This window comes from Pseudoalteromonas sp. MelDa3, assembly GCF_002863625.1.
Lineage (GTDB): Bacteria > Pseudomonadota > Gammaproteobacteria > Enterobacterales > Alteromonadaceae > Pseudoalteromonas > Pseudoalteromonas arctica.
This window is the reverse complement of sequence record NZ_PJBR01000023.1, coordinates 1-23,599: the sequence shown is the minus strand read 5'-3', so window position 1 is coordinate 23,599 and position 23,599 is coordinate 1. Positions and strand designations below refer to the sequence as shown.

General features: G+C 38.0%; 27 protein-coding genes. 10 read left to right on the top strand and 17 right to left on the bottom strand.

Annotated elements, in window-relative coordinates; all coding sequences use genetic code 11:
• Positions 1-60 precede the first annotated feature (60 nt).
• The 3 genes from CXF89_RS06900 to CXF89_RS06890 all read right to left on the bottom strand — a co-directional run bounded on the left by CXF89_RS06900 (position 61) and on the right by CXF89_RS06890 (position 1,756).
• Positions 61-696 carry an SGNH/GDSL hydrolase family protein gene (locus CXF89_RS06900; protein ID WP_121954199.1) on the bottom strand — a complete coding sequence of 212 codons (636 nt, stop codon included), beginning with the start codon at positions 694-696 and terminating at the stop codon, positions 61-63.
• An 8-nt stretch (positions 697-704) separates the two neighbouring features.
• Positions 705-1,217, bottom strand: a complete 513-nt coding sequence (locus CXF89_RS06895) for a DsrE family protein (RefSeq protein WP_121954180.1) — start codon at positions 1,215-1,217, stop codon at positions 705-707.
• A 65-nt stretch (positions 1,218-1,282) separates the two neighbouring features.
• A complete protein-coding gene (locus CXF89_RS06890) occupies positions 1,283-1,756 on the bottom strand; it encodes a flavodoxin family protein (protein ID WP_121954179.1) in 474 nt (157 codons plus the stop codon).
• Between the two features lie 77 nt (positions 1,757-1,833).
• On the opposite strand from CXF89_RS06890, the gene soxR reads away from it, so the two are divergent.
• From soxR to CXF89_RS06875, 3 genes are all read left to right on the top strand, one after another.
• Complete coding sequence (soxR, locus tag CXF89_RS06885; RefSeq protein WP_121954178.1) at positions 1,834-2,292, top strand: redox-sensitive transcriptional activator SoxR; 459 nt, start codon at positions 1,834-1,836, stop codon at positions 2,290-2,292.
• Between the two features lie 419 nt (positions 2,293-2,711).
• Entirely contained in the window at positions 2,712-3,353 is a 642-nt protein-coding gene (locus tag CXF89_RS06880; protein ID WP_121954177.1) for a hypothetical protein, read from the top strand.
• A complete protein-coding gene (locus tag CXF89_RS06875) occupies positions 3,343-4,428 on the top strand; it encodes a rhomboid family intramembrane serine protease (RefSeq protein ID WP_121954176.1) in 1,086 nt (361 codons plus the stop codon). The genes CXF89_RS06880 and CXF89_RS06875 overlap by 11 nt, the downstream gene beginning before the upstream one ends.
• A 62-nt stretch (positions 4,429-4,490) precedes the next feature.
• Here the strand turns inward: CXF89_RS06875 and CXF89_RS06870 are convergent, their stop codons facing one another.
• Positions 4,491-4,997, bottom strand: coding sequence for a DUF6795 domain-containing protein (locus tag CXF89_RS06870; protein WP_257983185.1), 507 nt, complete (start codon positions 4,995-4,997; stop codon positions 4,491-4,493).
• Between the two features lie 25 nt (positions 4,998-5,022).
• Positions 5,023-5,406, bottom strand: a complete 384-nt coding sequence (locus tag CXF89_RS06865; protein WP_121954175.1) for a DUF1294 domain-containing protein — start codon at positions 5,404-5,406, stop codon at positions 5,023-5,025.
• A 52-nt stretch (positions 5,407-5,458) separates the two neighbouring features.
• On the opposite strand from CXF89_RS06865, the gene CXF89_RS06860 reads away from it, so the two are divergent.
• The gene (locus CXF89_RS06860; protein ID WP_121954174.1) at positions 5,459-5,989 is read left to right on the top strand and encodes a hypothetical protein; all 531 of its coding nucleotides are present in this window, start codon (positions 5,459-5,461) and stop codon (positions 5,987-5,989) included.
• Between the two features lie 69 nt (positions 5,990-6,058).
• On the opposite strand, the gene CXF89_RS06855 is transcribed toward CXF89_RS06860, so the two are convergent.
• On the bottom strand, positions 6,059-6,601 hold the full coding sequence (locus CXF89_RS06855) for a carboxymuconolactone decarboxylase family protein (RefSeq protein WP_076924346.1): 543 nt from the start codon (positions 6,599-6,601) through the stop codon (positions 6,059-6,061).
• A 113-nt stretch (positions 6,602-6,714) separates the two neighbouring features.
• Here CXF89_RS06855 and CXF89_RS06850 point away from each other — a divergent pair, with 113 nt between their 5' ends.
• A complete protein-coding gene (locus tag CXF89_RS06850; RefSeq protein WP_121954173.1) occupies positions 6,715-7,299 on the top strand; it encodes a TetR/AcrR family transcriptional regulator in 585 nt (194 codons plus the stop codon).
• 84 nt (positions 7,300-7,383) lie between these two features.
• Here the strand turns inward: CXF89_RS06850 and CXF89_RS06845 are convergent, their stop codons facing one another.
• The 5 genes from CXF89_RS06845 to CXF89_RS06825 all read right to left on the bottom strand — a co-directional run bounded on the left by CXF89_RS06845 (position 7,384) and on the right by CXF89_RS06825 (position 12,845).
• The gene (locus CXF89_RS06845) at positions 7,384-9,504 is read right to left on the bottom strand and encodes a methyl-accepting chemotaxis protein (protein ID WP_076924348.1); all 2,121 of its coding nucleotides are present in this window, start codon (positions 9,502-9,504) and stop codon (positions 7,384-7,386) included.
• A gap of 106 nt (positions 9,505-9,610) precedes the next feature.
• Positions 9,611-10,828, bottom strand: coding sequence for an organoarsenical effux MFS transporter ArsJ (gene arsJ / locus CXF89_RS06840; RefSeq protein WP_101163124.1), 1,218 nt, complete (start codon positions 10,826-10,828; stop codon positions 9,611-9,613).
• A gap of 24 nt (positions 10,829-10,852) precedes the next feature.
• On the bottom strand, positions 10,853-11,863 hold the full coding sequence (locus tag CXF89_RS06835; protein ID WP_121954172.1) for an ArsJ-associated glyceraldehyde-3-phosphate dehydrogenase: 1,011 nt from the start codon (positions 11,861-11,863) through the stop codon (positions 10,853-10,855).
• Between the two features lie 32 nt (positions 11,864-11,895).
• A complete protein-coding gene (locus tag CXF89_RS06830) occupies positions 11,896-12,252 on the bottom strand; it encodes a metalloregulator ArsR/SmtB family transcription factor (RefSeq protein ID WP_121954171.1) in 357 nt (118 codons plus the stop codon).
• 164 nt (positions 12,253-12,416) lie between these two features.
• Positions 12,417-12,845 (bottom strand): organic hydroperoxide resistance protein, encoded by a 429-nt coding sequence (locus CXF89_RS06825; RefSeq protein ID WP_024594483.1) that lies wholly within the window; start codon positions 12,843-12,845, stop codon positions 12,417-12,419.
• A gap of 126 nt (positions 12,846-12,971) precedes the next feature.
• Between CXF89_RS06825 and CXF89_RS06820 the strand changes: the two genes are divergently transcribed.
• From CXF89_RS06820 to astB, 3 genes are all read left to right on the top strand, one after another.
• Complete coding sequence (locus CXF89_RS06820; protein ID WP_121954170.1) at positions 12,972-13,406, top strand: MarR family winged helix-turn-helix transcriptional regulator; 435 nt, start codon at positions 12,972-12,974, stop codon at positions 13,404-13,406.
• Between the two features lie 45 nt (positions 13,407-13,451).
• Positions 13,452-14,567 carry an L-dopachrome tautomerase-related protein gene (locus tag CXF89_RS06815; protein WP_121954169.1) on the top strand — a complete coding sequence of 372 codons (1,116 nt, stop codon included), beginning with the start codon at positions 13,452-13,454 and terminating at the stop codon, positions 14,565-14,567.
• 636 nt (positions 14,568-15,203) lie between these two features.
• Positions 15,204-16,550 carry an N-succinylarginine dihydrolase gene (astB, locus tag CXF89_RS06810; RefSeq protein WP_121954168.1) on the top strand — a complete coding sequence of 449 codons (1,347 nt, stop codon included), beginning with the start codon at positions 15,204-15,206 and terminating at the stop codon, positions 16,548-16,550.
• 87 nt (positions 16,551-16,637) lie between these two features.
• Here astB and CXF89_RS06805 read toward each other — a convergent pair whose 3' ends face one another.
• Positions 16,638-17,492, bottom strand: a complete 855-nt coding sequence (locus CXF89_RS06805) for a mechanosensitive ion channel family protein (RefSeq protein WP_121954167.1) — start codon at positions 17,490-17,492, stop codon at positions 16,638-16,640.
• Between the two features lie 226 nt (positions 17,493-17,718).
• Here CXF89_RS06805 and CXF89_RS06800 point away from each other — a divergent pair, with 226 nt between their 5' ends.
• Both CXF89_RS06800 and CXF89_RS06795 read left to right on the top strand, forming a co-directional pair.
• A complete protein-coding gene (locus tag CXF89_RS06800) occupies positions 17,719-18,714 on the top strand; it encodes a DUF4382 domain-containing protein (RefSeq protein WP_121954166.1) in 996 nt (331 codons plus the stop codon).
• A gap of 55 nt (positions 18,715-18,769) precedes the next feature.
• Positions 18,770-19,450 (top strand): SDR family oxidoreductase, encoded by a 681-nt coding sequence (locus tag CXF89_RS06795; RefSeq protein ID WP_121954197.1) that lies wholly within the window; start codon positions 18,770-18,772, stop codon positions 19,448-19,450.
• 131 nt (positions 19,451-19,581) lie between these two features.
• Here the strand turns inward: CXF89_RS06795 and CXF89_RS06790 are convergent, their stop codons facing one another.
• The 5 genes from CXF89_RS06790 to CXF89_RS06765 form a co-directional block, all read right to left on the bottom strand.
• Positions 19,582-19,902 (bottom strand): carbon starvation protein CstA, encoded by a 321-nt coding sequence (locus CXF89_RS06790; RefSeq protein ID WP_121954165.1) that lies wholly within the window; start codon positions 19,900-19,902, stop codon positions 19,582-19,584.
• 184 nt (positions 19,903-20,086) lie between these two features.
• Positions 20,087-20,737 (bottom strand): GIY-YIG nuclease family protein, encoded by a 651-nt coding sequence (locus tag CXF89_RS06785; RefSeq protein ID WP_024591548.1) that lies wholly within the window; start codon positions 20,735-20,737, stop codon positions 20,087-20,089.
• A gap of 136 nt (positions 20,738-20,873) precedes the next feature.
• Entirely contained in the window at positions 20,874-21,194 is a 321-nt protein-coding gene (locus CXF89_RS06780) for a hypothetical protein (protein ID WP_145990803.1), read from the bottom strand.
• A gap of 102 nt (positions 21,195-21,296) precedes the next feature.
• Positions 21,297-21,722, bottom strand: a complete 426-nt coding sequence (locus tag CXF89_RS06775) for a hypothetical protein (RefSeq protein WP_121954164.1) — start codon at positions 21,720-21,722, stop codon at positions 21,297-21,299.
• A 219-nt stretch (positions 21,723-21,941) separates the two neighbouring features.
• Positions 21,942-23,480 carry a transposase gene (locus CXF89_RS06765; RefSeq protein WP_121954162.1) on the bottom strand — a complete coding sequence of 513 codons (1,539 nt, stop codon included), beginning with the start codon at positions 23,478-23,480 and terminating at the stop codon, positions 21,942-21,944.
• Positions 23,481-23,599: the final 119 nt, after the last annotated feature.

Genomic DNA, 23,599 nt, shown 5'->3' with positions numbered 1-23,599 from the left:
TAATTTATGTCGTTTTTTTTAGATGATTACATAAGTCGTACTAAATTCAAATAGATAGATTCAAGAATTGTTGAGCAAATTTCGAACCAGTTGAGTGATTTTAGTGCTTACAGTTATATGCTGATTACTTTCAAAGTGAACCCCATCACCGGTTGTTACATTAATAAATGTATTAAAATCAATAAAGGTACATTTATTATTAGCCGCAACACTTTTAAATGCACTAGAGAGCTCTGTTGCTTTTATATCTGCATCTTCATAAATACGCGAATACTGCTCGGTAATTCTTATTTTAGGTGGGCTAGCAATAATAATTTTAGGTGATTTTAAAGTACTACTTTTCTGATAATAACTATGTATTGAGTTAATTAAATCATTTAAGCCATCTGCTATTAAACTAGGTGTTAAATTAAAACGTTTTTTAAGATCGTTTGTACCAAGGGCAATAATAATAAAGTCAATTCGATGCGCCTCTAAATAAGGCTTTAAATAGCTAACACCACTCAGCACACCATCAAAAGGCGGGTTATGCACTAACGTGCGGTTAGGTTGCCCCGCCTCAATAATAGCAAAAGCACACTCTAAATTTTTAGCTAATAGCGATGTCCAACGGGTATTTTCATCAAAGCGTTTACCCGTTATAGAGTTTAATCCCCAGGTATTAGAATCACCAAAGCAGAGTATATTTTTTATCATTTGAGTCATTAAAATGGGTTAAGTGTATAACCTTGTTGTTGTAACTGAGCATGTGCTGTCATCGCAGAAAGTGACATTTTTACGCCATCAATTAAAAGCTCTGGCGTTACTTTAAAGTGAGTAGCCGATTGCCCGCAAACATACACTTTAGTGTTATTAGCAAGTAGCTGCTCAATTAACGCTTGGTTTTTATTGTCAGCGTCAAAACGTTTTTTATATTCGCTATTAGCTAACACATCAACACTTGCACTACCGTGCACAACTAACGCTAATTGAATGTTATCTGGCTTTACACCGTGTGCTACATGCATATTAATAAAACGTGCAAGTGAGTTCATTGAATTGTTCTGCTCACCTTTTTTAGCGCCATCTGCAACATCAAAGGCTATTTTAAATACCGTAGAGTCATTTATTTCATCATGTTGAGGAACATTGTAATAATTCCCAAACCCTTTAATTGGTTGCTCATTAGCATTAATAAACGGGCTAAAAATTAGTACTAACCATAGTAAATATTTCATTAAACTATCCTTTGTTTTTTAAGCGTATTACTAAACTACCAGAGACAACCAAAAAAGGCTGCAATTTAAGCAACCTTTTGGGTACTTTTATGGTTGTGGTTAATAAACTGCATACCTAAATAGCTAAACGTATTTTTAAACTGATCTACAAAACAGGCGGGAGCTTCGCTTGATGACGCATTCGAAAGCACTGAAAAATGCTTACTACGTAAACTACGAAGCTTAGGTTTTAATGCTTCATCGTCCATATAATCGGTTATTCTATCAATAAATAATTTCATTTGTACTGTGGTGCTGTACCAATAAACTGGCGAAGCAAACACCCAATGGTCATACGTTAAAAGTGCTTCAAACACAGCGTAAAAATTATCATTTTTATAGTTTTTGTTATAGCAGTACGGCGCAATTTTGTAATCATCTAAGCATATTACACGCACATTATTTTGCTCTGCAAATCCGTTAACGTGCGCCTGTGTATTACCATTTTTACGTGCGCTTGAATAAACAATAACCGTACTACGCTCAAGTTTTTGTTGCATTTAGTTAGCTCCTTTTTTAATGTTGAATGAAGCTTAAAACCTTAAGTTATATTGAGGTCAACTAAAGGATTAAAATAATGTCAGTAGGACAAAAAAAATTAACTGAGGCCAACCTAACCGTTGGTTATGTAGCAAAAAGAAGTGGTGTAAAAGTATCTACTCTTCATTTTTACGAAACTAAGTTTTTAATTAAGAGCTGGCGAAATAATGGTAATCAACGACGCTATAAACCGGATGTATTACGCCGTGTAGCTGTAATAAAAGCAGCTCAAGCGATGGGAATTACGCTCGAAGAAATTAAAAACACCTTAGCTACCCTACCCGACAACCGCACACCAACAAAACAAGACTGGTCAGCACTTTCGAAACATTGGCAAGCGCAACTTGATGAGCGAATTGCGCATATGCAACGCCTGCGCAACAAAGTAGACGGCTGTATAGGATGTGGTTGTTTATCACTTAAAAGTTGTCCAATTTACAATAAAGATGATCATTTAGGCGAGAATAAAAGTGGTGCTGTGCTTTTAAATACATAGTCTTTGCCTGTATAAAAAGTTCTCCACTTTTGTATAACAAAAATAAATACCCCTCTTAGGAGTTGAGCCAACAACGCCTTAAATATAAAAGCTAACTACGCCTCATTATTGAGTTATTAAAGAAGGACTTTTTAGTCCATTTATTGGTAATACTTTACTTTGCTAACAAAATAGCCTCCGGCACTACAAAAACTCTCTATTCATTAATATAGAACTATGATGTTTCTCGTTTAGTTGGATCGTGAGATGATTTAAAAAACAATTTAAAATTTAAGGGAAAGGCTATACTCGAGTGGTTTCTTTAATATACGTATATATGTAAAAAGTATATTCAATGTTGGTAGGAGCATTGATAACTGGTTAATTTTTAAGTATTCTTGTGCACCTTAAAAGGAAGCAAATATTCAAGGAACAAGCTGTTGGAACCAACTAATCACACCCCAGAAAACAATACAAAACCACCTGTAGCTACTCAAAAATTCACTCAAGCCCTTAAAACGGTCGATCATAAAGAACTAAAAAGCACAGGCTTTTGGTTAAATCAATTTTTTATGGTTATTTCTACTGTATTTGGTGTTTTTCTGGCGGCCCAAAGCGGTTTAGAACAAGCACTTAAGTTTGATTCATTTAGCAAGATGGAAGATAACTACTATTTACGTACATCACTTTATGACGAAGTTAATGATAATGCAAACACGGTAGCTGAGTATGCAGAACGCTTAGCGAAGAGTCCTCCAACATCAGAGATGGAGTTTTTTAAACCCACACTTGAGCAATATATATGGAAAACCATGCAGTTTTCTCCTACTACGCTTGAAACACCGAGTGAGTTTTTAACTAAAATACGTCGGTTTTATTCTCGAGCCGACTTTATCATTAATGCCGCAATAAATCGCAAAATGTCTGCTAAGCAAGCCTCTATCGAATTAGCAAAAATAACAAACTTAATTAAAACTCAAACACTACCAGCATTAAAAAATAGCGCTAAACAATTAAAAATGGAATTACAGCAGAATGATATTTCTGTTGGTTCGTTAAAGGAACTTGAAAATGCTAACTAAGAACTGCCCTCATTGTAAAGACCATCCATTAGAAGCAACCAATTATCAAGGTGAAGAAATAGATATTTGCCGTGAGTGTGGCGGTTTATGGTTCGAAAAAAATGAAGTAAACCGGATGATTTCAGAAATAAATGACGGCCCTGAAGGAGATAAATTTGAAACTCACTTTGGTGAGCCATTAGGGATTTCTGAGCTTGACTGTCCTGATTGTAAAAAAAGTTTAGAACGCTTTCATTTACTTGAAGCTTTTCATACCGAAATTGATGTTTGTAGACACTGCGATGGCACATGGATTGATAAAGATGAGCTTGAAAGTGTAGAAAAAAGCCCTGAAATAAAAGCGAGTTTAGGCGAGCTAAATCAAAAAGTAAGTTGGAAAACCTACCTGTTCCAATTTCTAACTCAAATGCCCGTTGAATATAATATTAAACCACAAAAAACGCCTTGGGTTACTCGCGGCCTTATTATTTTAAATACATTGATTTTTGCACTTTATTTTTTAAATCCAAGCTCATTTAGCTATGTTATTGATAACTTTGCTATGACACCTGCAGATTTAAGCAAAGGTAATGAGTTATGGACTGTATTAACTTGCGTATTTTTACATGGCTCTATAATGCATTTAGTCGGCAACATGTACTTTTTATATATAGTTGGCGATAACTTAGAAGATGTTTTAGGTCATAAACGCTTTCTGTTGTGGTATTTAGCCTGTGGACTACTCGCATCATTTGCAAGCTACATTGTAAGCCCAATGTCGAATATACCCGGTGTGGGGGCAAGTGGTGCCATAGCAGGTTTATTTGGCATGTACTTAATGTGGTTTAGACACGCAAGCCTTACTTTTATGTTTGTAATTTATCAGAAGAAACTTTCTGCAGTATGGTTTTTTGCTATTTGGTTAGGATTTAATATTTTTGGTGCAGTAACAGGTCCTGATGGCATTGATTATGGTGCGCATATTGGTGGCTTTATAGCTGGACTAATTATTGGTTATATTTTGAAAAGTAAAATATTAGAGCTAAACCCTATAATTCGTTTACTAAACCAAAAAGAAGCACAGTTAAAACGTTAATCGTCATATTAAAGCCACTAATAGATGCACATTAGTGGCTTTATCAAACTTCTCACTAATTTCTACAACTTACAACGTGTATAAACTGTATAAAATTGCCCCGAGTTTTTTATCGGTATATCGTACGTTATAGCCGCTTCACTAAGTTCGCATTCAAAGTTATTTAATATATCAGACAGCAGTGCTTGCTCTTCGGTGAACTGTATTGTGGCGTACCATAATATTGAATCTTCATCTTTTTTGTTTTCAATATAAATACTCTGTAGCAAAGAGCTATTAAAAAACATATTTGAAGGCTTTGAACTTCGTATTGTTCTTTCATTAAAATAGAAGTAGCCGTTGCTATCACTTATGGCTTCATCAATATAAGTATCACCATAAATCAGCTCTCTTGTTACTTTAATGCCCTGTTGAGGTTCATCATTGTTTAATAGTCTGCCTTTTACAGGCAACGACAACGTAACGTCTTGTTTATTAAAAAAACCAAACATGTCTGCACATCCTTGCATTGGTATTAATAAAAATAAAATAAGCGTTAAAGTCACGCTGGCCGATCTTGTATTGGTCATAAAAAGCTCTTTTCCTATTTATACGTTAACCTAACAATAAATCTGGAAAATAAATAGCGACAATACTGCATCCCACATTAATTAAAACACATAACCACAACACAATAATAAAACGTCGCTTTTGCGATTTATGACGAAGTAATTGTTGAGCAATTAATGCCCCTGGCCATCCTCCAAATAATGCAAGAAGCTGCAGTGTGCGTTCTGGTGTGCGGTTTACTTTTGTATGTGAAGAGCGTTTAGCTTGTCGCTTATCCCACGCGTACATTAAAAAGGTTATAGCACTTAATACACTTATATAACCAGGTACATATATTGGTATATAAACGGGTAAGTATTGCAGTGGGTAAGCCAGCCAAATGGCAGCTAAATAAAGTAATGAGAACGTTATTAATATTTTCTTTATCAATTAATTATCACCTATACTGGGCTTATAAAAACCTAACAACAAGAGTCAAATTATGACATATTTTAAATCTCTATTCTTAGTATTATGTTTGTGCACATTTAGTAGCTTTGCTAATGAAACTGCCAGTAACCTTGATAAAGAGCTAGAAGTGTTTAAACCTTACTTAGGAACGTGGCAAGCAGACTTTAAAGTACCTGAAGGTGCAAAACCTGTGCAAGATGTGGGTAGATGGGAACGCGCGCTAAATGGTAAGGCTATACACACTATGCACTCAATTAATGAAGGTGAGTATGGTGGCGAGTCGATGATTTTTTACGATACTAAAAAGCAGTCACTCGTATTTTACTACTTTACCACCGCAGGATTTTATACAAAAGGGATTATGAAGGTATTAAGCCCTACTCAGTTTGTCGCTTATGAAGATGTAACAGGCAGCAAAGATGGGATCACAAAGGTTAAATCGACTAGTGATTTGAAAGACGATAAATTTATTGTATCGACCTCTTATCTTAAAAAGGGTGAGTGGACTAAACCTGAAAGCCGTACTTATACCCGCAGTACAAAAGTGGTTAAATTTAAATAGCTGCGATTTATAAATACAAAAGGCAGCCTAGGCTGCCTTTTTGTTATTTCACTCTTTAAAAGTTGTAAATTATTTTACGAATTTTTTAAATGGTGCATCTACAGGTGTATCTGCAAGATGATTAGTGTAGTTGCTCATTACTTTTTGAGATAAGCCAACAATAATTTCAAGTAGTTGCTGCTTGCCGTAACCTGCTGCAAAGAACTTTTCGATTTGCTCATCACTGATCACGCCACGTTCACGTGTCATTGCTAGTGTTGTTTCACGAAGAGTTTCTAGCTTAGGATTTTCAAGTGGTGTTTTATTTACAAGTGCATCAACAACACCTTGGTCAACTTTCATTGACGCAGCAATGGCGCTGTGTGCTGGTACACAGTAATGGCACGCGTGCTCAACATTAATTGATTGCCATACCACTGTAAGCTCTTCTGCATTGAACGATGTTTTTTGAAACAGCTCATGCAGTACTTGGTAACCTTTAAGTAATGTTGGTGCTTCAGCCATCACTGCGTGTAAGTTAGGTACCATACCAAATGCAGCTACTGAATCAGCCATTAAAGATTTTGATTCTTCAGGTGCGTTATCTGCTGTGTATAAAGTAAATTCTGCCATGTTTAGCTCCAATAAATAATTAGGTTTAAGTAACTTCGAGACACATAATATTTGATTTTGAGCGACTGTTCAAGTTAAAATTGAGCAAATGTTCAAATTAATTGAGAAACAACATGGTTAATAAGGTGAAGTTTGAGCGCGAGACAGTTGTCCGCCTTGCAAGTCAGCTATTCTGGGAAAAGGGTTTCCATGCAACTTCGACGCGTGATTTACAAGATGTTGTAAACATGCGCCCAGGAAGTATCTATTCTGCTTTTGGTTCAAAAGAAGGCCTCTATATTGAGTCGCTAAAAGACTACACAGTGCAAATGGAAAGCCAGATTAAAGAATGCCTATCTACATCAGACAGCATTCTTGGTGGTTTACGTGCTTTTGTTGAGGATGTCGTCACAAAGAAAGAAAGTACACCGAGTGCTATTTGCATGTTGGTAAAAGCTAATTGCGAGTTTGCCGATAAAGATAGCAATTTATATCAACTAAGTTTAGATTTAGCTGATAAGTTTGAAAACTATCTTTCGATTCTTTTTGAGCAAGCAATTGAAAACAGTGAGTTGAGTAATAATATATCAGCGCAAGAATATGCACGTTTTTTTGAAGTTCAATTTACTGGGTTACGTGGTTACTTTAATCGCCCAGGTGTAGAGTCTCTTGCTCAGCCTATGATCAATCAAATGTTCAAGATCATAAAAAGCCTATAAACACCTTCCAATCAATAATTTGAATAAAAAACGGCGGTAATTAAATTACTGCCGTTTTTATTTTATCTGAATACTTAATAAGTATTATGTTTTTAATTTATTTAGCTCTGAGTCTTGCTGCGCAACAAGTTTGTTAAGCGCTTCGCTGCTATCCCCTGCTTGTGTAGATAAGTCAGCAAGTTGCGAGGCGGCATCAGATATAAGCGTTAAATTACGGTTAATTTCTTCGGTCACTAAGCTTTGTTCTTCAGCAGCGGTTGCAATATGTGTAATTTGATTGGTTATTTCATCAACTTTAACGACAACACTGTGCAGAGCATCAAAAGCTACTGATGTTTCATCAACAGCATTTTGCGCACGTACTACGCCTTTTTCAATAACGGTAGACGCATTACCCACTTCAGATAATAAGCTATCAATTAACTGGCTTATGTCATCTGTTGATGAACGCGTTTTAGAAGCAAGTGCACGTACTTCATCAGCAACAACGGCAAAGCCTCGGCCATGTTCACCAGCGCGCGCAGCTTCAATAGCTGCATTAAGTGCAAGTAAGTTTGTTTGTTCTGAAATAGTACGAATTACATCTAATATTTGCGTAATGTCTTTACTGCGCGAAGCTACTTTTTCAACGGCTTGATTAGCTTCTTTAATTTCTTCAGACATTGTTTTAACTTGTGTCATTGCTGACGATAAGCTCGATTCACTGCTTACTACCAAGCTGTTTATTTCATCGGCTTGTTGGGCTGATTGCTCTGATGCTCTGGCGACTTCGAGTGCTGTTGCGCTCATTTCGTTCATAGCCGTTACCACACTTTCAATTTCTTGAAATTGAGATTGAACATTATGCTTAGTATCAATAGCTATATGCTGCGCTATTTCACCTTGTTGCTTGGTTTGATCAGACACATCTTTAAGTTCTGTAATTAAAATACGTAACTTAGATAAAAAGGCATTAAAGCCACCAGCTAAAGCAATTAGCTCTGCATGAGTTTCAACATGAAGTGTATGCGTTAAATCGCCTTCAGAACTTGCTAAGTTATCTACACGTTGTTGAATTTGCTGAAGAGGCGCAACCACGCTACCAATAACAAATTTCATTATTAAAAATGCAATAACGCCAATAACAGCACCTGTAATTAAAATCATCGCGCCTAAATCGTTTGCAGTATCGGCCATATCTTGTGACAGTGCATCAGGGCCCGCTAAAGCTAAGTTACTAGGTACTTCAATAAGTAAAGACCACTGTCTATTAGCTAGCTTTATATTTATAGGGTAATTAACTAAGTACTCAGATGATGTTTTAAATATGCCTTTTTGGCCCTTAAATTTTTCAAGCTCTTTAAACAAGTTAGAACTAACAGCTTCTTTGAATGGGCGCCCTAATTTAGATTTATAATGGCTACTTCCCACTACTAAACCAATATCGCTAAGCACGGTTACTTTAGCTTGGCCATTATAAAGCTGTTTAGAAAGTTCCTCAGTCATGGCCTGAAAGGTCGGCAGTGTTAAATCAACACCCGCTAAACCAATAAACTGACCCGATTTTAAAATAGGCACTGTTAATGAGGTAAGCATTACTGAATCGCCTGATGGGATTTCGTATAAATACGGTTCCATAATACAAGGCTTGAGTGTGTCTTTTGCACACAAGTACCAATGCGCTTCACGAATGCCGAACTCATTAAGTGAGGTAATATATTTATCAGCGGCATTAGCTACTTTTTGCTGCTCAATCACGTTATTCTGATCGCGTGTTATATAAACTTCTAGCGTACCATCGCCATTAACCGAGTGCTTATAGCCGGTTGTAAAATTTGAATCTTGTCCGTCAAACGCATTTGGTTCAAACTGAGAGTAAATAGATGATAGTAATCTATTTTGTTCTAAAATAGAGCGATTAATACTCACTACTGTATCGCGACTAAGGCTTTCGCTTTTAGCAGCATCACCTAATAACGCAGCTAAAGAGTATGGCACTCGGTAAGCTTCGTTAATAAAGCCCGCTATTTTTTCACCATATATTGCTGCATTTGCATTCAACTTTTCTTCAACTTCAGCAACAATATAATCTTCTGACTTGCTTGCTAGTTCGGTATTACTTGCAGATAACTGCCACCACAAAATGCTCGAAAGCACTAATACAGTGATAAATATACTTCCGACAGTAAGCCAAAGTAATTTTTTTGCTAGCGATATTTCCCGCATTCATCTCACCCTTAAATTAAAACTACTGATATAGTTTAGTAGATCTAACCAACGAAGCTATGAATATCGTTAAAGAAACTGAATTTAATACAATATGTTGAGTTTTTTAAAGTTTAGCTAAGCGTGCCGTTGTGATTGAGGCCGCAATTAATAAACACACACTCACCCATAAACATGCACTAAGCCCATACACTTGAAAAACCCAGCCAGAAAGCACCGTACCAAGCAAGCGCCCTATTGCATTAGCCATATAGTAAAAACCAACGTCGAGGGACACCCCGTCATTTTTAGCAAAACTTACTATTAAGTAACTGTGCAGCGATGAATTTACAGCAAATACACCACCAAAAATAAGTAAGCCGATTACAAGCGTAAAATGTACCGCTACATCAAATTGCATCAACAACGCTAAAATGCCAGTTACGCCACTTAATAGAGCAACCCACCAATACGCTTTTTTGACTGAATGTGAGTTTGAATCACTTTGCCCTGTTATACGCGGTGCTTGCGACTGCACCAATCCATAAGCAATTACCCACAAAGCCATAAAGCCGCTTACCCACCAGTGATCCCAGTTAAACTGAGCGGCTAAGTAAACCGGCAATGCAACCACAAACCATACATCGCGCGCCGCAAATAAGCATAAACGCGCTGCACTAAGTAAGTTGATTGCCCGCGATTTAGAAAATAATTCTTTAAACTTAGGTTTGTTTTTAGCTTTACCAATATCGCCTTTTAAAAAAATTAAACTAATAACCCACGCAACACTAAGTAAAGCAATTAGGCTTATTAATGCCCCCACAAAACCAAATACGGTAAGTAGCAAGCCACCTAAAAAAAAGCCCACTCCTTTTAACGCATTTTTAGAGCCTGTAAGTATGGCAATCCATTTATATAATTGGCTTTGCCCTGCATCGTCTTGTGGTACTAAATACTTAATGGCGCTCTTTGCGCTCATTTTATTTAAGTCTTTAGCTATGCCACTCAGTGCTTGCGCTGCCATAACATAGGCAACGGTTAGCCAATCTCCAGGAACGCAAAGCATGGCCAAAGCTACAAGCTGTAGCCCAAGCCCTACATTCATGGTTTTGTTTAACCCTAGATGTGCTCCTAGCCATCCACCTACTAAATTGGTGATTACGCCAAAAATTTCATAAAACAAAAACAACATGGCTATTGCAAATGCACCATAACCCAACTGATGAAAATACAGCACCACCAGCATCCTTAGTGCGCCATCAGTAAGGGTAAATGCCCAGTAATTACCGGTAATTATTAAATATTGTTTTATAGAGCTTGGTAAATTAGCTAACTGCGCAAGCATGAATTTAAACCTTTTTAAACGAGATTAAACCACATCACTTTGTGCAACTTTAAGCATTAGCTCAGCGGTACGGTTTGCATAACCCCACTCATTGTCATACCAAGCGTATAATTTAAGCTGAGTATTGTTAATTACCATAGTTGAAAGCGCATCTATGGTGCAACTACGTGGATCTGTTTTATAATCTATAGATACAAGCGGTCTTTCTTCGTAGCCTAAAATGTCTTTTAGCTCGTTATTTGCAGCATTTTTAAACCAAGTGTTTACTTCATCTTGTGTAACACCTCCCTCTAGCTCAAAAACACAATCGGTAATTGACGCGTTAGTAAGAGGTACACGCACAGCATGGCCGTTTAATTTACCCTTAAGCTCAGGAAAAATATGCGTAATGGCTGTTGCACTGCCTGTTGTTGTTGGTATTAAACTAGTACCGCATGAACGCGCACGGCGTAAATCTTTATGAGGGGCATCTATAATCGTTTGGGTATTAGTAATGTCGTGAATAGTGGTCATTGAGCCGTGCTTAATACCCACTTTTTCTTGGAGTACTTTTACTATTGGCGCTAAACAGTTAGTTGTGCAAGAAGCAGCTGTAACAATTTTATGCTCACTTGGGTTATATAGGTCATCGTTTACACCCATTACTACATTTAAAATACCGTCTTCTTTTACTGGTGCTGTTACTACAACGCGCTTAACACCTTGCGCTAAATATTGATTTAACAGCTCAGTGGTTTTCATTTTACCGCTGGCCTCTATTACTACATCGCAATCTGACCAATCAGTTTCATTTATGGTTTTGTTGTTGGTAACTGCAATCGTGTGTTTACCCACACTAAAGCTATTATCATCACTAGTAACCTGCTGCGCTAAGCGTCCGTGCACTGAGTCAAACTCAATTAAATGTGCGTGTGTTTTAGCATCGCCCGCTACATCATTTACTTTAATAAACTCTATTTCTGGCCAATCAACTGCTGCACGCAGTGTTAAACGTCCCATACGGCCAAAACCGTTAATACCTACTTTAATAGTCATAATTAAATACCTTTAATAAGTTAATTTATTAGTTAGTTACAACAGCTAGCTGCACGTTCAGGGCGATTACCCATAGCGTTTAAGCGCGTTAAATCGTTTTGATAAAATGAAGAGTTAGCAGTAAGCGTTTGCGTTAATACATTTTTAGCCCACTCTGGCAGTGCTTTGTTAATACTGTAGTACACCCATTGATTTTGTTTACGGTCGCTTAATAATCCGCATTGTCTTAACTGTGCTAAATGGCGAGACACTTTAGGTTGGCTTAATTCAAGTGCAGCAACAAGCTCGCATACACACAGCTCTTCTTCGTGGCTAATTAGCAGCATTGCTTTTAAACGTGTATCGTCCGCTAGGCATTTATAAAATTGAAGTGGGTTGAATTGTTCCATACTGTCCTCACTGTGCTTATGCATACACAATAAAACAAAATAACAACATATGGAATAGTGAATATACGTTTTATCGTATATTTAGTTTTTATACCTTAAACGCAAAAAAGCACACAACGACTAATTGTCGTTGTGTGCTTTTATAATTTTTCTTTATTTAGTTATTAAATAACTGAAAGCTCTACTTCAATATTGCCACGTGTTGCGTTTGAATATGGGCATACTTGGTGTGCTTTATCTACAAGCGTTTGCGCTGCAGCTTTATCCATATCACCTAGTGATACAGCTAGTTTTACTGCAATACCAAAACCGCCTTCAATAGCACCAATAGACACTTGTGAATTAATATGTGTGTCGCTTGGTAAATCTATTTTTTCGCTACCTGCTACAAATTTAAGTGCGCCAATAAAACATGCTGCATAACCTGCGGCAAATAATTGCTCTGGGTTAGTGCCTTGTCCGTCGTCTCCGCCTAAACCTTTAGGTGTTGATAAATTTACATCTAAACGACCATCATCAGATTTAGCTACGCCCTCACGGCCGCCAGTTGCAGTTGCTTTTGCTGTGTAAGCTACGTTTTGTAATACATTCATAATGAACTCCAAAGTTTTAAAATATAAATCAATTTAGTTTGTGTGCAAAATAATAGATCAAGTAATTAGAGATTGCAAATACTTTGCATGCAAATTAAAATGCATTTATCGTATAGAGGGAAAAACATGTCGTTTGAGCAATTAAAATTAAAAAATCAGTTATGCCATCGCTTATATATGGCATCAAACAGCATTGCGCGTGCCTATAGAGAACCTCTTGCTGCCCTTAATTTAACTTACCCGCAATACGTAGTAATGATGGCGCTGTGGGAGCAAGACGAAATAACAATTGCAGGGCTAATAGATAAAACCGCGATAGACGGCGGTGCAATGACCCAAATACTCAAAAAAATGAGCGACAAATCATTACTTGCTGTTATTAAAGATGAGCACGACAAACGCAAACGTCTAGTGCAGCTAACCCAGCATGGCCAATCACTTAAGTTAAAAGCAGCCGATATTCCTAAAAATATTTTATGTAAATTTGATAGTGTAGATGCAACACAAGCGAAGCAGTTGATGCAGCTGCTCGATTTAGTAGTAAACGACTTAGCCGATTAGGCTCTTAATTTTTAAACAATAAACGTGTTTTAAAAGGTTTTAAAAATGACTCATATTAAAAAATTACTATTAGCTGCGGCGTGTAGCACGGCACTTTTAGGTAGCAACGCCGTATCTGCTAATACTGCTAATACTGCTAATCAAAATGCTGATTTAAAAATAGTAGCAACTTTTGATGCGCAGCACCCACCAGGTAATATTGCTATTACCCCATCGGGCAGAAAGTTTTTGTCTGTACATGGCTTTTTTGGTCAAAAGCAAAAAATTATGGAGCTTTTGAGCGATGGTACAACTAAGCCCTACCCTAATGAAGAATGGGCATACGCGTACAATAACGGTAAAGGTTTTTACGATGTGCTTGGTATAAACGTATCAAGCGATGGCGTTTTATGGATGCTCGACACTTCAGGACCCGATCACGCTGGGCGCTTAGTAGGTTGGGATACAAACAAAGAGCAACTGCACAAAATTATTTATCTGGCTAAACCGACCATTACCGACACCTCGTTTTTAAACGATTTAGTCATCGATAATAAGCATGGCGTTGTATACATTGCCGATACAGCCCAAGGCAGCCAAGCCGCTATTATTACGGTAAACCTTAAAACAGGTGTCGCACGCAGAGTATTACAAAAGAGCCATTACACCACAGCCGAAAATATCGATATGGTTATTGATGGTCGTACAATGAGCCTTGGCGGCCAACCTGCCCGCTTAGGTGTTAACCCTATTACGCTTGACCCTAACGAAGATTGGCTTTACTTTGGATCTATGTCGGGCACGTCGGTTTACCGCATTGCCACCAGCGATATAAATAACAAGAGCCTTTCGGCTAAAGCGCTTGAAGACAAAGTTACGCGTTACGGCACTAAGCCAATTTCAGATGGTATTATTGTTGATGGCGGCGGTAACGTATATGTAACCGACATAACCAATGGCGCAATTGGCGTAGTTAAACCCACTGGCGACTACGAAGTATTATTTAAAGACGAACGCTTAAGCTGGCCTGATGGTTTTAGTTACGGAGCCGATCATAAAATATACTTTACCGTTGACGATTTACATAATTCGCCTGTACTTAATAATGGCAAAAATCAAAGCCACGGTAAGTTTAAAGTAATGTCGTTCGAGCCTTTAGTAAAAGGAAAAGTAGGCCGCTAATTTACTTTTTAAGTGACTGTATTTTTTAAAAAGCCTTGCACATTTAAGTGACCCAATAGTTGCAGGGCTTTTTGTTAAAAACACACCACACTGGTGCATATTTTAAAAATACTTCACCTCTTTGGTGCTAATTCTTTAGTACATATTTACACTTAAATACTAAATACCTGATTTCTATTCATAAAATATTCAAGTTAATGTTGGCATACTTCTTCCTATAAACTGATGTGTTCAGTGAAAATACCAAGGAAAAACCATGTTCAACTTATACCATACCCTTTACCTTTTATGGCGTTTAGACATTAGCGTTTGGCAAGTTAATGACCCAACAAATACCCGCACTACCGCTGATAAAGAACGCGCCTATGTTAAGTAGCATCGTATTGTGTAAAGGCTTGGCATAAAGCTTAAATGTATAAACCTACTTTAGGCTAAGCTTTTGCACACTATGAAATTTATGAATAAACCTTATTTAATTACTTATTAGCCACCTAATATAAAAACGAAGCTCCCTGCAAAAAACCACACATATAAAAACATCAAAAAATTAGTAAAAACACTGCGTTTATAACTTTGCAAGCAACCCTATTGCGTTGTATTGTTGCACCCTATTGAAAATTTTTAGTTGGAACGTGTATGCACGCTTTGGAAGTTAATTTTGATGGCTTAGTTGGCCCTACTCACAACTACGCTGGTTTATCGTATGGTAATGTTGCCTCGTTAAATAACGCAGCAAGCTTTTCAAATCCTCAAGAGGCAGTGCTTCAAGGCCTTGAAAAAATGAAAGCCATGCACGACAAAGGCCTAACTCAAGGTGTATTTGCCCCTCATGCGCGCCCCGACTTAAACGTACTGCGCCGCTTAGGCTTTACCGGTAATGATGCACAAGTAATTCATAAAGCATTTAAAGCAGATCCTATTTTATTACGCGCGTGTTATTCAGCGTCTGCAATGTGGACAGCAAATGCAGCTACGGTATCGCCATCTCCAGATACAACCGACGGCAAAGTACATTTTACTTCAGCTAATTTAAATAATAAGTTTCATCGTTCATTAGAGCCTGCAACCACTACACGCTTATTAAAAGCTATGTTTAACAACGACAAGCACTTTGCGCATCATACCCATTTGCCCGACCAAGGCTTTTTTGGCGACGAAGGTGCAGCAAACCATACTCGTTTTTGTGACAGCCACGGCGAGCAAGGCCTTGAAATGTTTGTATTTGGTGCCAGCGCGTTTAACAGCCAATTACCAAAACCAGCTAAGTTTCCTGCAAGGCAAACACTCGAAGCCTCAGAAGCAATTTGTCGTTTACATAACTTAAAAGATTCAAGCCAAATTTTACTACAGCAAAATCCAGACGTAATAGATCAAGGTGTTTTTCATAACGATGTAATTGCAGTGGGTAACGCCAACGTATTACTGTGCCACCAGCAAGCATTTTTAAACCAAGCTTTGGCACTGCAAGATATTCGCGAAGCGTATGTGGGCAATAAAGAATTTTATATTATTGAAGTACCTACCGATAAAGTAAGCATTACCGATGCTGTAAGTAGTTACTTATTTAATAGCCAGCTAGTGAGTCTTGAAGATGGTTCAATGCTGTTAGTGGCACCACAAGAGTGTAAACGCAACAGCGCAGTTAACGCCTACATTGAAGAAATGATCATGGCTGATAACCCAGTAAACCAAGTACAGTTTTTTGATTTACGCCAAAGTATGCAAAATGGCGGCGGCCCAGCTTGCTTGCGTTTACGTGTGGCCCTTAACGAGCAAGAACTTGCTGCAGTAAACCCAGAGGTTATTTTAACTGATACTAAATACACACAACTGTGTGACTGGGCAAAACGTAACTACCGCGACAAATTAGGCGCAAGTGACTTTGCAGACTCAGCCCTATTAACTGAAAGCTACCAAGCACTTGATGAGCTAACGCAGCTACTAAATTTAGGCTCAGTGTACGACTTTCAATTAGAAGGTTAATCCCTCAGTCAATACTAAGGCTAATACAAAAATAGCGAGCCAAGGCTCGCTATTTTTATTTGTGCTTATGTTTATGTTAATACATATTTAAGCATCTTTGTTAACAGTTACTGCCGACGCCATAGACTCCGATATATGCAGCGTACGCTGCGGAAACGGAATACTCAGCCCAGCACCTTCAATGGCTTCTTTAACACGTTTATTTAAATCCCACACAGTTTGCCAATAATCACCATTAACAGCCCACGCACGTAATTGAATGTTCACTGCGCTTTCGCCAATTGAAGTTACCATTACTTTAGGGGCAGGCTCTGCGAGTAATCGGCTCTCTGATGCGGCTAATTCTTTAAGTACATTTAAGCCAACATCAATAGAGTCGGCATACGAAATACCCACCACTATATCCATTCGTCTTTTGCCATTACGGGTAAAGTTTTTAATATTGCCACCCCATACTTTGCCGTTAGGCGATGCTATATAAAGGCCGTCGGTGGTTTTAAAAATAGTGGTAAACAAGTTTATTTCACTCACAGTACCAAGCGTGCCACTGGCATCAACAAAGTCGCCTATTTTAAAAGGTCTGAGTATTAGCAGCATAATACCCGCAGCAATATTGCTCAGCGTATTTTTAAGGGCTAAACCAATAGCTAAACCAGCAGCACCCATTAGCGCGATTAAGCTTGCCGTGTTTACGCCAAAAATATCTAAAATAAATAGACCGCCAATTATATAAACTAAATAACCAGCAATACTCGATAAAAGAGGAAGCAGCGTACTATCCACTCTTTTTAATGGGGATTTAGAGTTTTTAATCGCTTTTTTAACCGAGCGTGCAATTAAGGCACTCGCAACTAAAATCACCAACGCTAAAATCACTTTGTATCCTAAAGTAATGATTGTTTCTGAATGGCTTTGCCAAAACGCTAAGAGTTTATCTTTCATGTTTGTTCCGATAAATGTGGCTGAAACTCAGCAAAATAATGGTTAAATCTAATAAAACCGACTTCAAAAGAAGTGGCGCGAGTATATAGTAAAAAACGATTAAATCGATGAAATTAAAAACGTTTTAAAACAGCATGTTAAAAGTTATAACTTCTCATATTTTTAATTCAATTTAGGTTAAGGGTTAAATACATACACTTAACAAATCGAATAAGAGGAAACAACCATGAACTTTAAATCAACTATATTAAGTAGCGCTATTATTTTTGCCTTAGCAGGCTGCGGCTCATCAAATGACGATGCTGAAACAACCCCACAAACAAGTGATAAAGCAACTTTTAGTTTAGGTATTTCCGACGCTCCAGTCACTGGTTTAAAACAAGTTAACGTTGTATTTGATTCAATAACAATTAAAGCCCAAGAAGGTGAAGAAGTTAGCTTTGAAACTCGCTCTAAAAACGATTCCACCTTAGCGCAAATGGTCAATTTACTAGACTATACGGGCGACGATATTTTTCAATTACTTGACGATCAAGAAGTACCTGCAGGTGATTATTCGTGGATCCGCGCGCAAGTAATAAACGGCGACACAAACAACCTTAGCTTAACATCTCACGTAGTTTATGAAGACGGCAGCATTGCACCGCTTATCGTAAAAAGAAAAGGTAATGATGGCGTGGGCGAAATTCAGCTAGATGGCTTTACACTCAATCAAACCGACAACGAGTTTGTATTAGAGTTTGATTTAAAAAAATCATTGGTTGATCCACAAAATAATAACGAAGTATTTTTAAAACCTCGCGGTGTGCGTTTACAAAACCTCTCTGAATCACAAGATATTGAAGGCACTGTAAGCCAAACACTTATAAACAATTGCGAGACTGATAACATTGATCTTGCTGCTGATGATTCATCATTTGGCCATGCTGTTTACCTTTACTCTGCGCAAGCACAAACCCCAACAGATATTCATGAAATAGATGACCAAACGCCTGATAACGCTCCGTTAGCTACTGCCAATGTTGTATTTGATGCAGACGATAATGAATACGAATTTGAACTCGCATTCATAACACCAGGCAACTATCAACTTGCTTATACATGTAGCGCACACATAGACGATGCAGAGCAAATAGATGCTGATTTTAATATTTATCAACTAAAACAAATTAGCCTAACGCAAGCTGACGATTTATCAGTCAATTTTGACATGGCGCAATAACTGCATGGCGCGCATTGAGCTGCGCCTTTATTCATTTGTTAATAAGGAAAAAACCATGGCAAAAGAGAAAATAGTACTCATAACCGGCGCTTCTAGTGGCATTGGTGAAGCAACGGCAAAAACCTTAGTAAACAACGGTCATAAAGTCATATTAACTGCCCGTAGAGAAGAGCAACTTAACCAACTTGTTGCCGAGCTAGGATCAGATAACGCACTGAGCGTAGCCGCAGATGCAACCGACTTTACCGCACTTGAAAACGTAGTTACCAAAGGCATTGAAAAGTTTGGCCGACTAGATGTAGCCTTTGCTAATGCAGGTATGGGCGTTTCAACCGCAGGCACCGAAAAAGGCGACCCCGATGAGTGGTCAACCATGATTGATATAAACATTAAAGCCCTACTGTGGACTGCTAAATTAACCCTGCCGCATTTACGCCAAAACAAAGGTCACTTTATATTAACCAGCTCTGCCGCTGGCCGTAAGCCAATTGGCGGCTCTATTTACGGTGCAACTAAATGGTTTGCTTATGGCTTTGGACAAAACTTAGCACAAGAAATGAGCGAGTGGAACGGCCGCTGCACAACCATAGCACCAGGGATGGTAAACACCCCGTTTTTTGATGAAGCTAAACCCGACAAACTCGACCCGCAAGATGTAGCCGACGCGGTATTGTTTGCTATTGAAGCAAACCAGCGCAACAGCGTACGAGAAATTTATTTAATGCCGACTAATTAACGTTGATTGGTTGAGTTCGGGCTGTCAGGTTTAATGCTAATGGTGTTAAACCTGATGGTTATTAGTACTTAGTTTGGGTTAGGTGTTAGTAGGTAAGAATGAATTAAAGGTATTACGCATTTAAAGTCTTATTAATTGCCAATGCTGCCCTTAAACCATATGTAAGCAAAATATAAGACAACGGCAATATATCCAAAAGAAATAATTAGGTTTACTTTCCAAAGGTTTAGCCAAAAATTGCCTCTGAAATAAGTGCGTTCTCTTACTTCATGGTTGAACAATGCTACTGAAGAGGGCACTAATATTAACGCAGACCAACCAAGCATAATGCCTATACCTGCACCTCCTGCTGAAGCGTCGGATGCTTCACCATCAATTGGGGCTAGCATCACATAGCCTAAAATAAACCCGGCAATCGCAAGTATAAAACCTAAAAGCTGAAATGTTCTCATTATTATCCTTGGCAACTAACGAGACTGTAAAATAACTCCAACAGCCAAATTCAATTAAAAAATGAGATCTTGTAATTAACTCTAAGCGTTTTTAAAGCATTACAAGATTTAGGTTGGGTGTCACTGTAATTCACGCTGGAGCAAAACCAACTGTTTTTGTCCTTATTGGATCGTCTTGTTAGCACTATTTTAACGACTTTGCCAAAGAACTATATACTAGATCTACAAAAGTTGTTCCGTGCCATTCATCGTCAAGCGATGGATTTACTGTATCAGGTGCTCCACCAATTAGATCACGCATAATACGGTAATCATTACTACGCTGCGCAAGTATTTGCATTTTCTCTTGGTGCTCAGGAGGAAGCATTTTATTTTTATACCATGTACGAAAAACATGTTTAAAAAGAGGTTCATTACAAGAAAACCATTCGCCTTGTCTTCTTAGATGAGAAAACTTTTGGTGTAATTCAGCCTCTCTAGCAGAGCCTCCTGGTTCTAATGCGCCAATAATTAATTGGCCATACGTACCAGTTTGTAAATTTTGTAAACGCTGGAGTACATTTTTAGATCTACCAATCTTTATAAATAGCCCATGTAAAGGGTGTGCATTTTTAGGTGGTCCAGCCCAAGAGTCTGGTACCTGAATAATATAATAAACGCTATCGATAGTCCCAAAAGAAACTTTATTCGCCCACTCACACCAAGGTGTAACCCATTCATCTGCTTTTTTAAAAGTAGAAAAGTATTCGGTTGTGAAATAGTGCTCACCATTTTCAAGGTGTATATCTGCTACAAACTCACCGTTTTCGCATTCTCGAATACTCTCAACTTTCAATAGAACCTCTGATAGTGCTAACGCCCACTTAAGCGGACAAAAATAGTTGGTTAAAATGTGAAGCGAAGCGGAACCTAACCAACTGTTTTTGTTACGTTTGAAGTGCTTGTTATGTGGCAGTGTACTGTAAATTTTATTAAGCTTTAAAAGCTATAAATACACCAACAACACAAATAAGTTGAATGAAGTACACCGCTTGTAATACTTTCCCATTTTTAGCCGCTACAACAAAACCTGTAGAGTCAGAAGTTTTAGGCTTATAGGTAATAAAAAACAATAAATTTTTAAAACCACCAAAAGGGTTTATCCAAGAATTTTTACTTGGGTTCTCTATTTCTGAGTCTGAATGTTTTTGCATGTTATCAATGCAACTATTTTCCAAATAATTAAACAGAAATGAGCTTACGAATATCCATACCCAGATTATCAACCCTATAATTAGTTCAAATTGACTCAATGCTGACTCCATGCCACATAACGCTTAATATAACTGGAAAATACGAGCGCTTTACAGCGAGTAGTTTCCCAGTTGATGTTTTTGTTATACGCACATATTACGCTAATGTTTGGGAACATAGGTTTTACCCCACTTATTAGCCGCTGCCAAAGCAAAACCAAAATAGACAATACTAAAAACACCATTGAAAAATTCAAAATTTACTTCGTTGTTTACAGATTCAAAAGCGGCACTAAAAAGAGATATGAAAAATCCAAGTACAGCACTAAACCAAATGAATCTAATTATCACACCATAAACTTTCTCACTCAAAATCCCACTGTGTTCCTGAAAGCTCAGGAAAAAACTGGTTATTTTATGATAAATATAAACCATCAATAACGTTAGCGGCGGTACTAAAATAGCTTCTACAACTTCATGAAATATTAGGCCAATTAACATAGCTAACGAACACCACACTAAAGGAATTTTAAAACCCAATATCTCAGTGTAATTTAAGTATTTTGGTTTAACAGCTTCGTTATTCAACTACATGTCCTTTGTGCGTATAACGAGCCTGTAGATTAACTCGTTTTTAAATTTGTTTTTATTGATAAACAAACCATAGCTGAGTTCCTATTTTGGTTCAATTGATTACTGTATTTTTACGCAGAATATAGAAGTGTTTGATATTGTTTTAATTGGCGTTTTGGAAGGGATTAAAGGTGGTTGAGTGGCTTTTATTTAGGGTGAAAGGGCTTACCCTTCTTAATGCATCGTGTTTTGCAGCTTTTCTATATTATGAACAAGACAATACAGTTGCCATTGCGCATTCACTTTCGTTTGACCCCGTAAGGTCAATTTATTCATGCCTTTATTCACCGTAATATTCCCGAACACCGGTTCGATACACCCGAGTCGTTTGCTGTATTGTCGTCGACCTATGGGGCTGTCTATTTTTACTTTCATTTTGTCGATATAGCTTAGCTTTTTGCGTGATTCATTATTTATAAACTGTACTTGTCGCCCCGTTTTAATGGGTGGCTTTCGCATACATTGCTGTTGTAGTGGACATACTTTGCAATCTTTTAAGTAACCGCAGAATCGTGTGTATTGTTGGTTATGGCTGTTTACATTGACCCCGCTTCGCCACATGGCATTGCCTGCAGGGCAGCGGCATGTTTGCGTTGCCTCATCATAATGAAAATCGTCTGAGGTAAATAACCGAGGCTTGCCTTTGCTGCGTTTTAGTCGGCGCTTTTCTTGCTCAGTTTCGTATGTTTCGCTGGCTTTAAATAGCGGATTTCGTTTTCTAAATTGGTTATCCGCAATGTAGGTATCGAACCCACTTTGCGCCATAAACTCAAGATTTACTTCGCTGTTAAACCCACTGTCTGCGGTGAATTTGATGGTGTGTTTATCTGCCATTTTTTCTGTATTGAGTTTAGCAAGCTGCTGTTTTAATTGTGCAACGGCTGGCTGTAAAGTTTGTTGTTCGCCCACTGAGCCCCACGCTTGTGCTTGCAGGATGATTTGATGTTTATCATCGTTTATCGCGATGCCGTTGTAGCCTTGAATTGTCCCTTTTGAGGTCGTCATCTTCGCACTATCTGGGTCAGTGATATTACTTTTAACAGGCTTGCCTTTACTGCCTGTTTTCTCTTCGTGAGTGGCTAAAAACTCGGTGATTTTATCTGCACTTCTATCCAGCTTTTCTTTTTGTTTTAAGTCCTGAGTTATCAACTCTTCGCCCAGTCCATCTTGTGATTGGTGGCGTTCAATAATACGTTTGCTTGCGCGTTCTAGTTTTGCTTTTTTGCGCCCTAACTCATCGAATGTGCCGCTCCACTCTTTACTCGCATTGGACTTTAATTTACACCCATCAATGGCAAACATGTTGCGGCCTATCAAGCCTTCCTCATCACATATCATCAGCACTTGCGTAAAAAGCGGCTCAATCTGTTCATGCATTTTAGCCACAAAACCCGCTATGGATGTGTAATGTGGCTGGATATCACCCGACACACTCATAAATAAAATATTATGCTCGCAAGCCTTTGCAATCCGACGGCTACTGATAAAACCATGTGCATAGCCCAATAAAATAATCTTTAGCATTACCGAAGGCGGATACGCAGCAGCGCCCATTTTGTCGTTGTTATACCACGCGTCAAATCCCGATAAATCGAGTTTATTTTCGACGATATAACAAAGGGCATATTCAAAGGTGCCAGGCAAAATTTGCTCAGCGAAATTGATAGGAATGAATTTATTTTGGCAGGATAAGTCAGGCTTGTAGTTGGCCATAACGATTTACCGTGGGTGAATAATATCTATTAGATCACAGCGAACGGATGGGTTCAAGGTTAAAAAGCAATCAATTTGAAATAGTAGAATACGTTCCTAAAAAGAGTAATTCTACAACC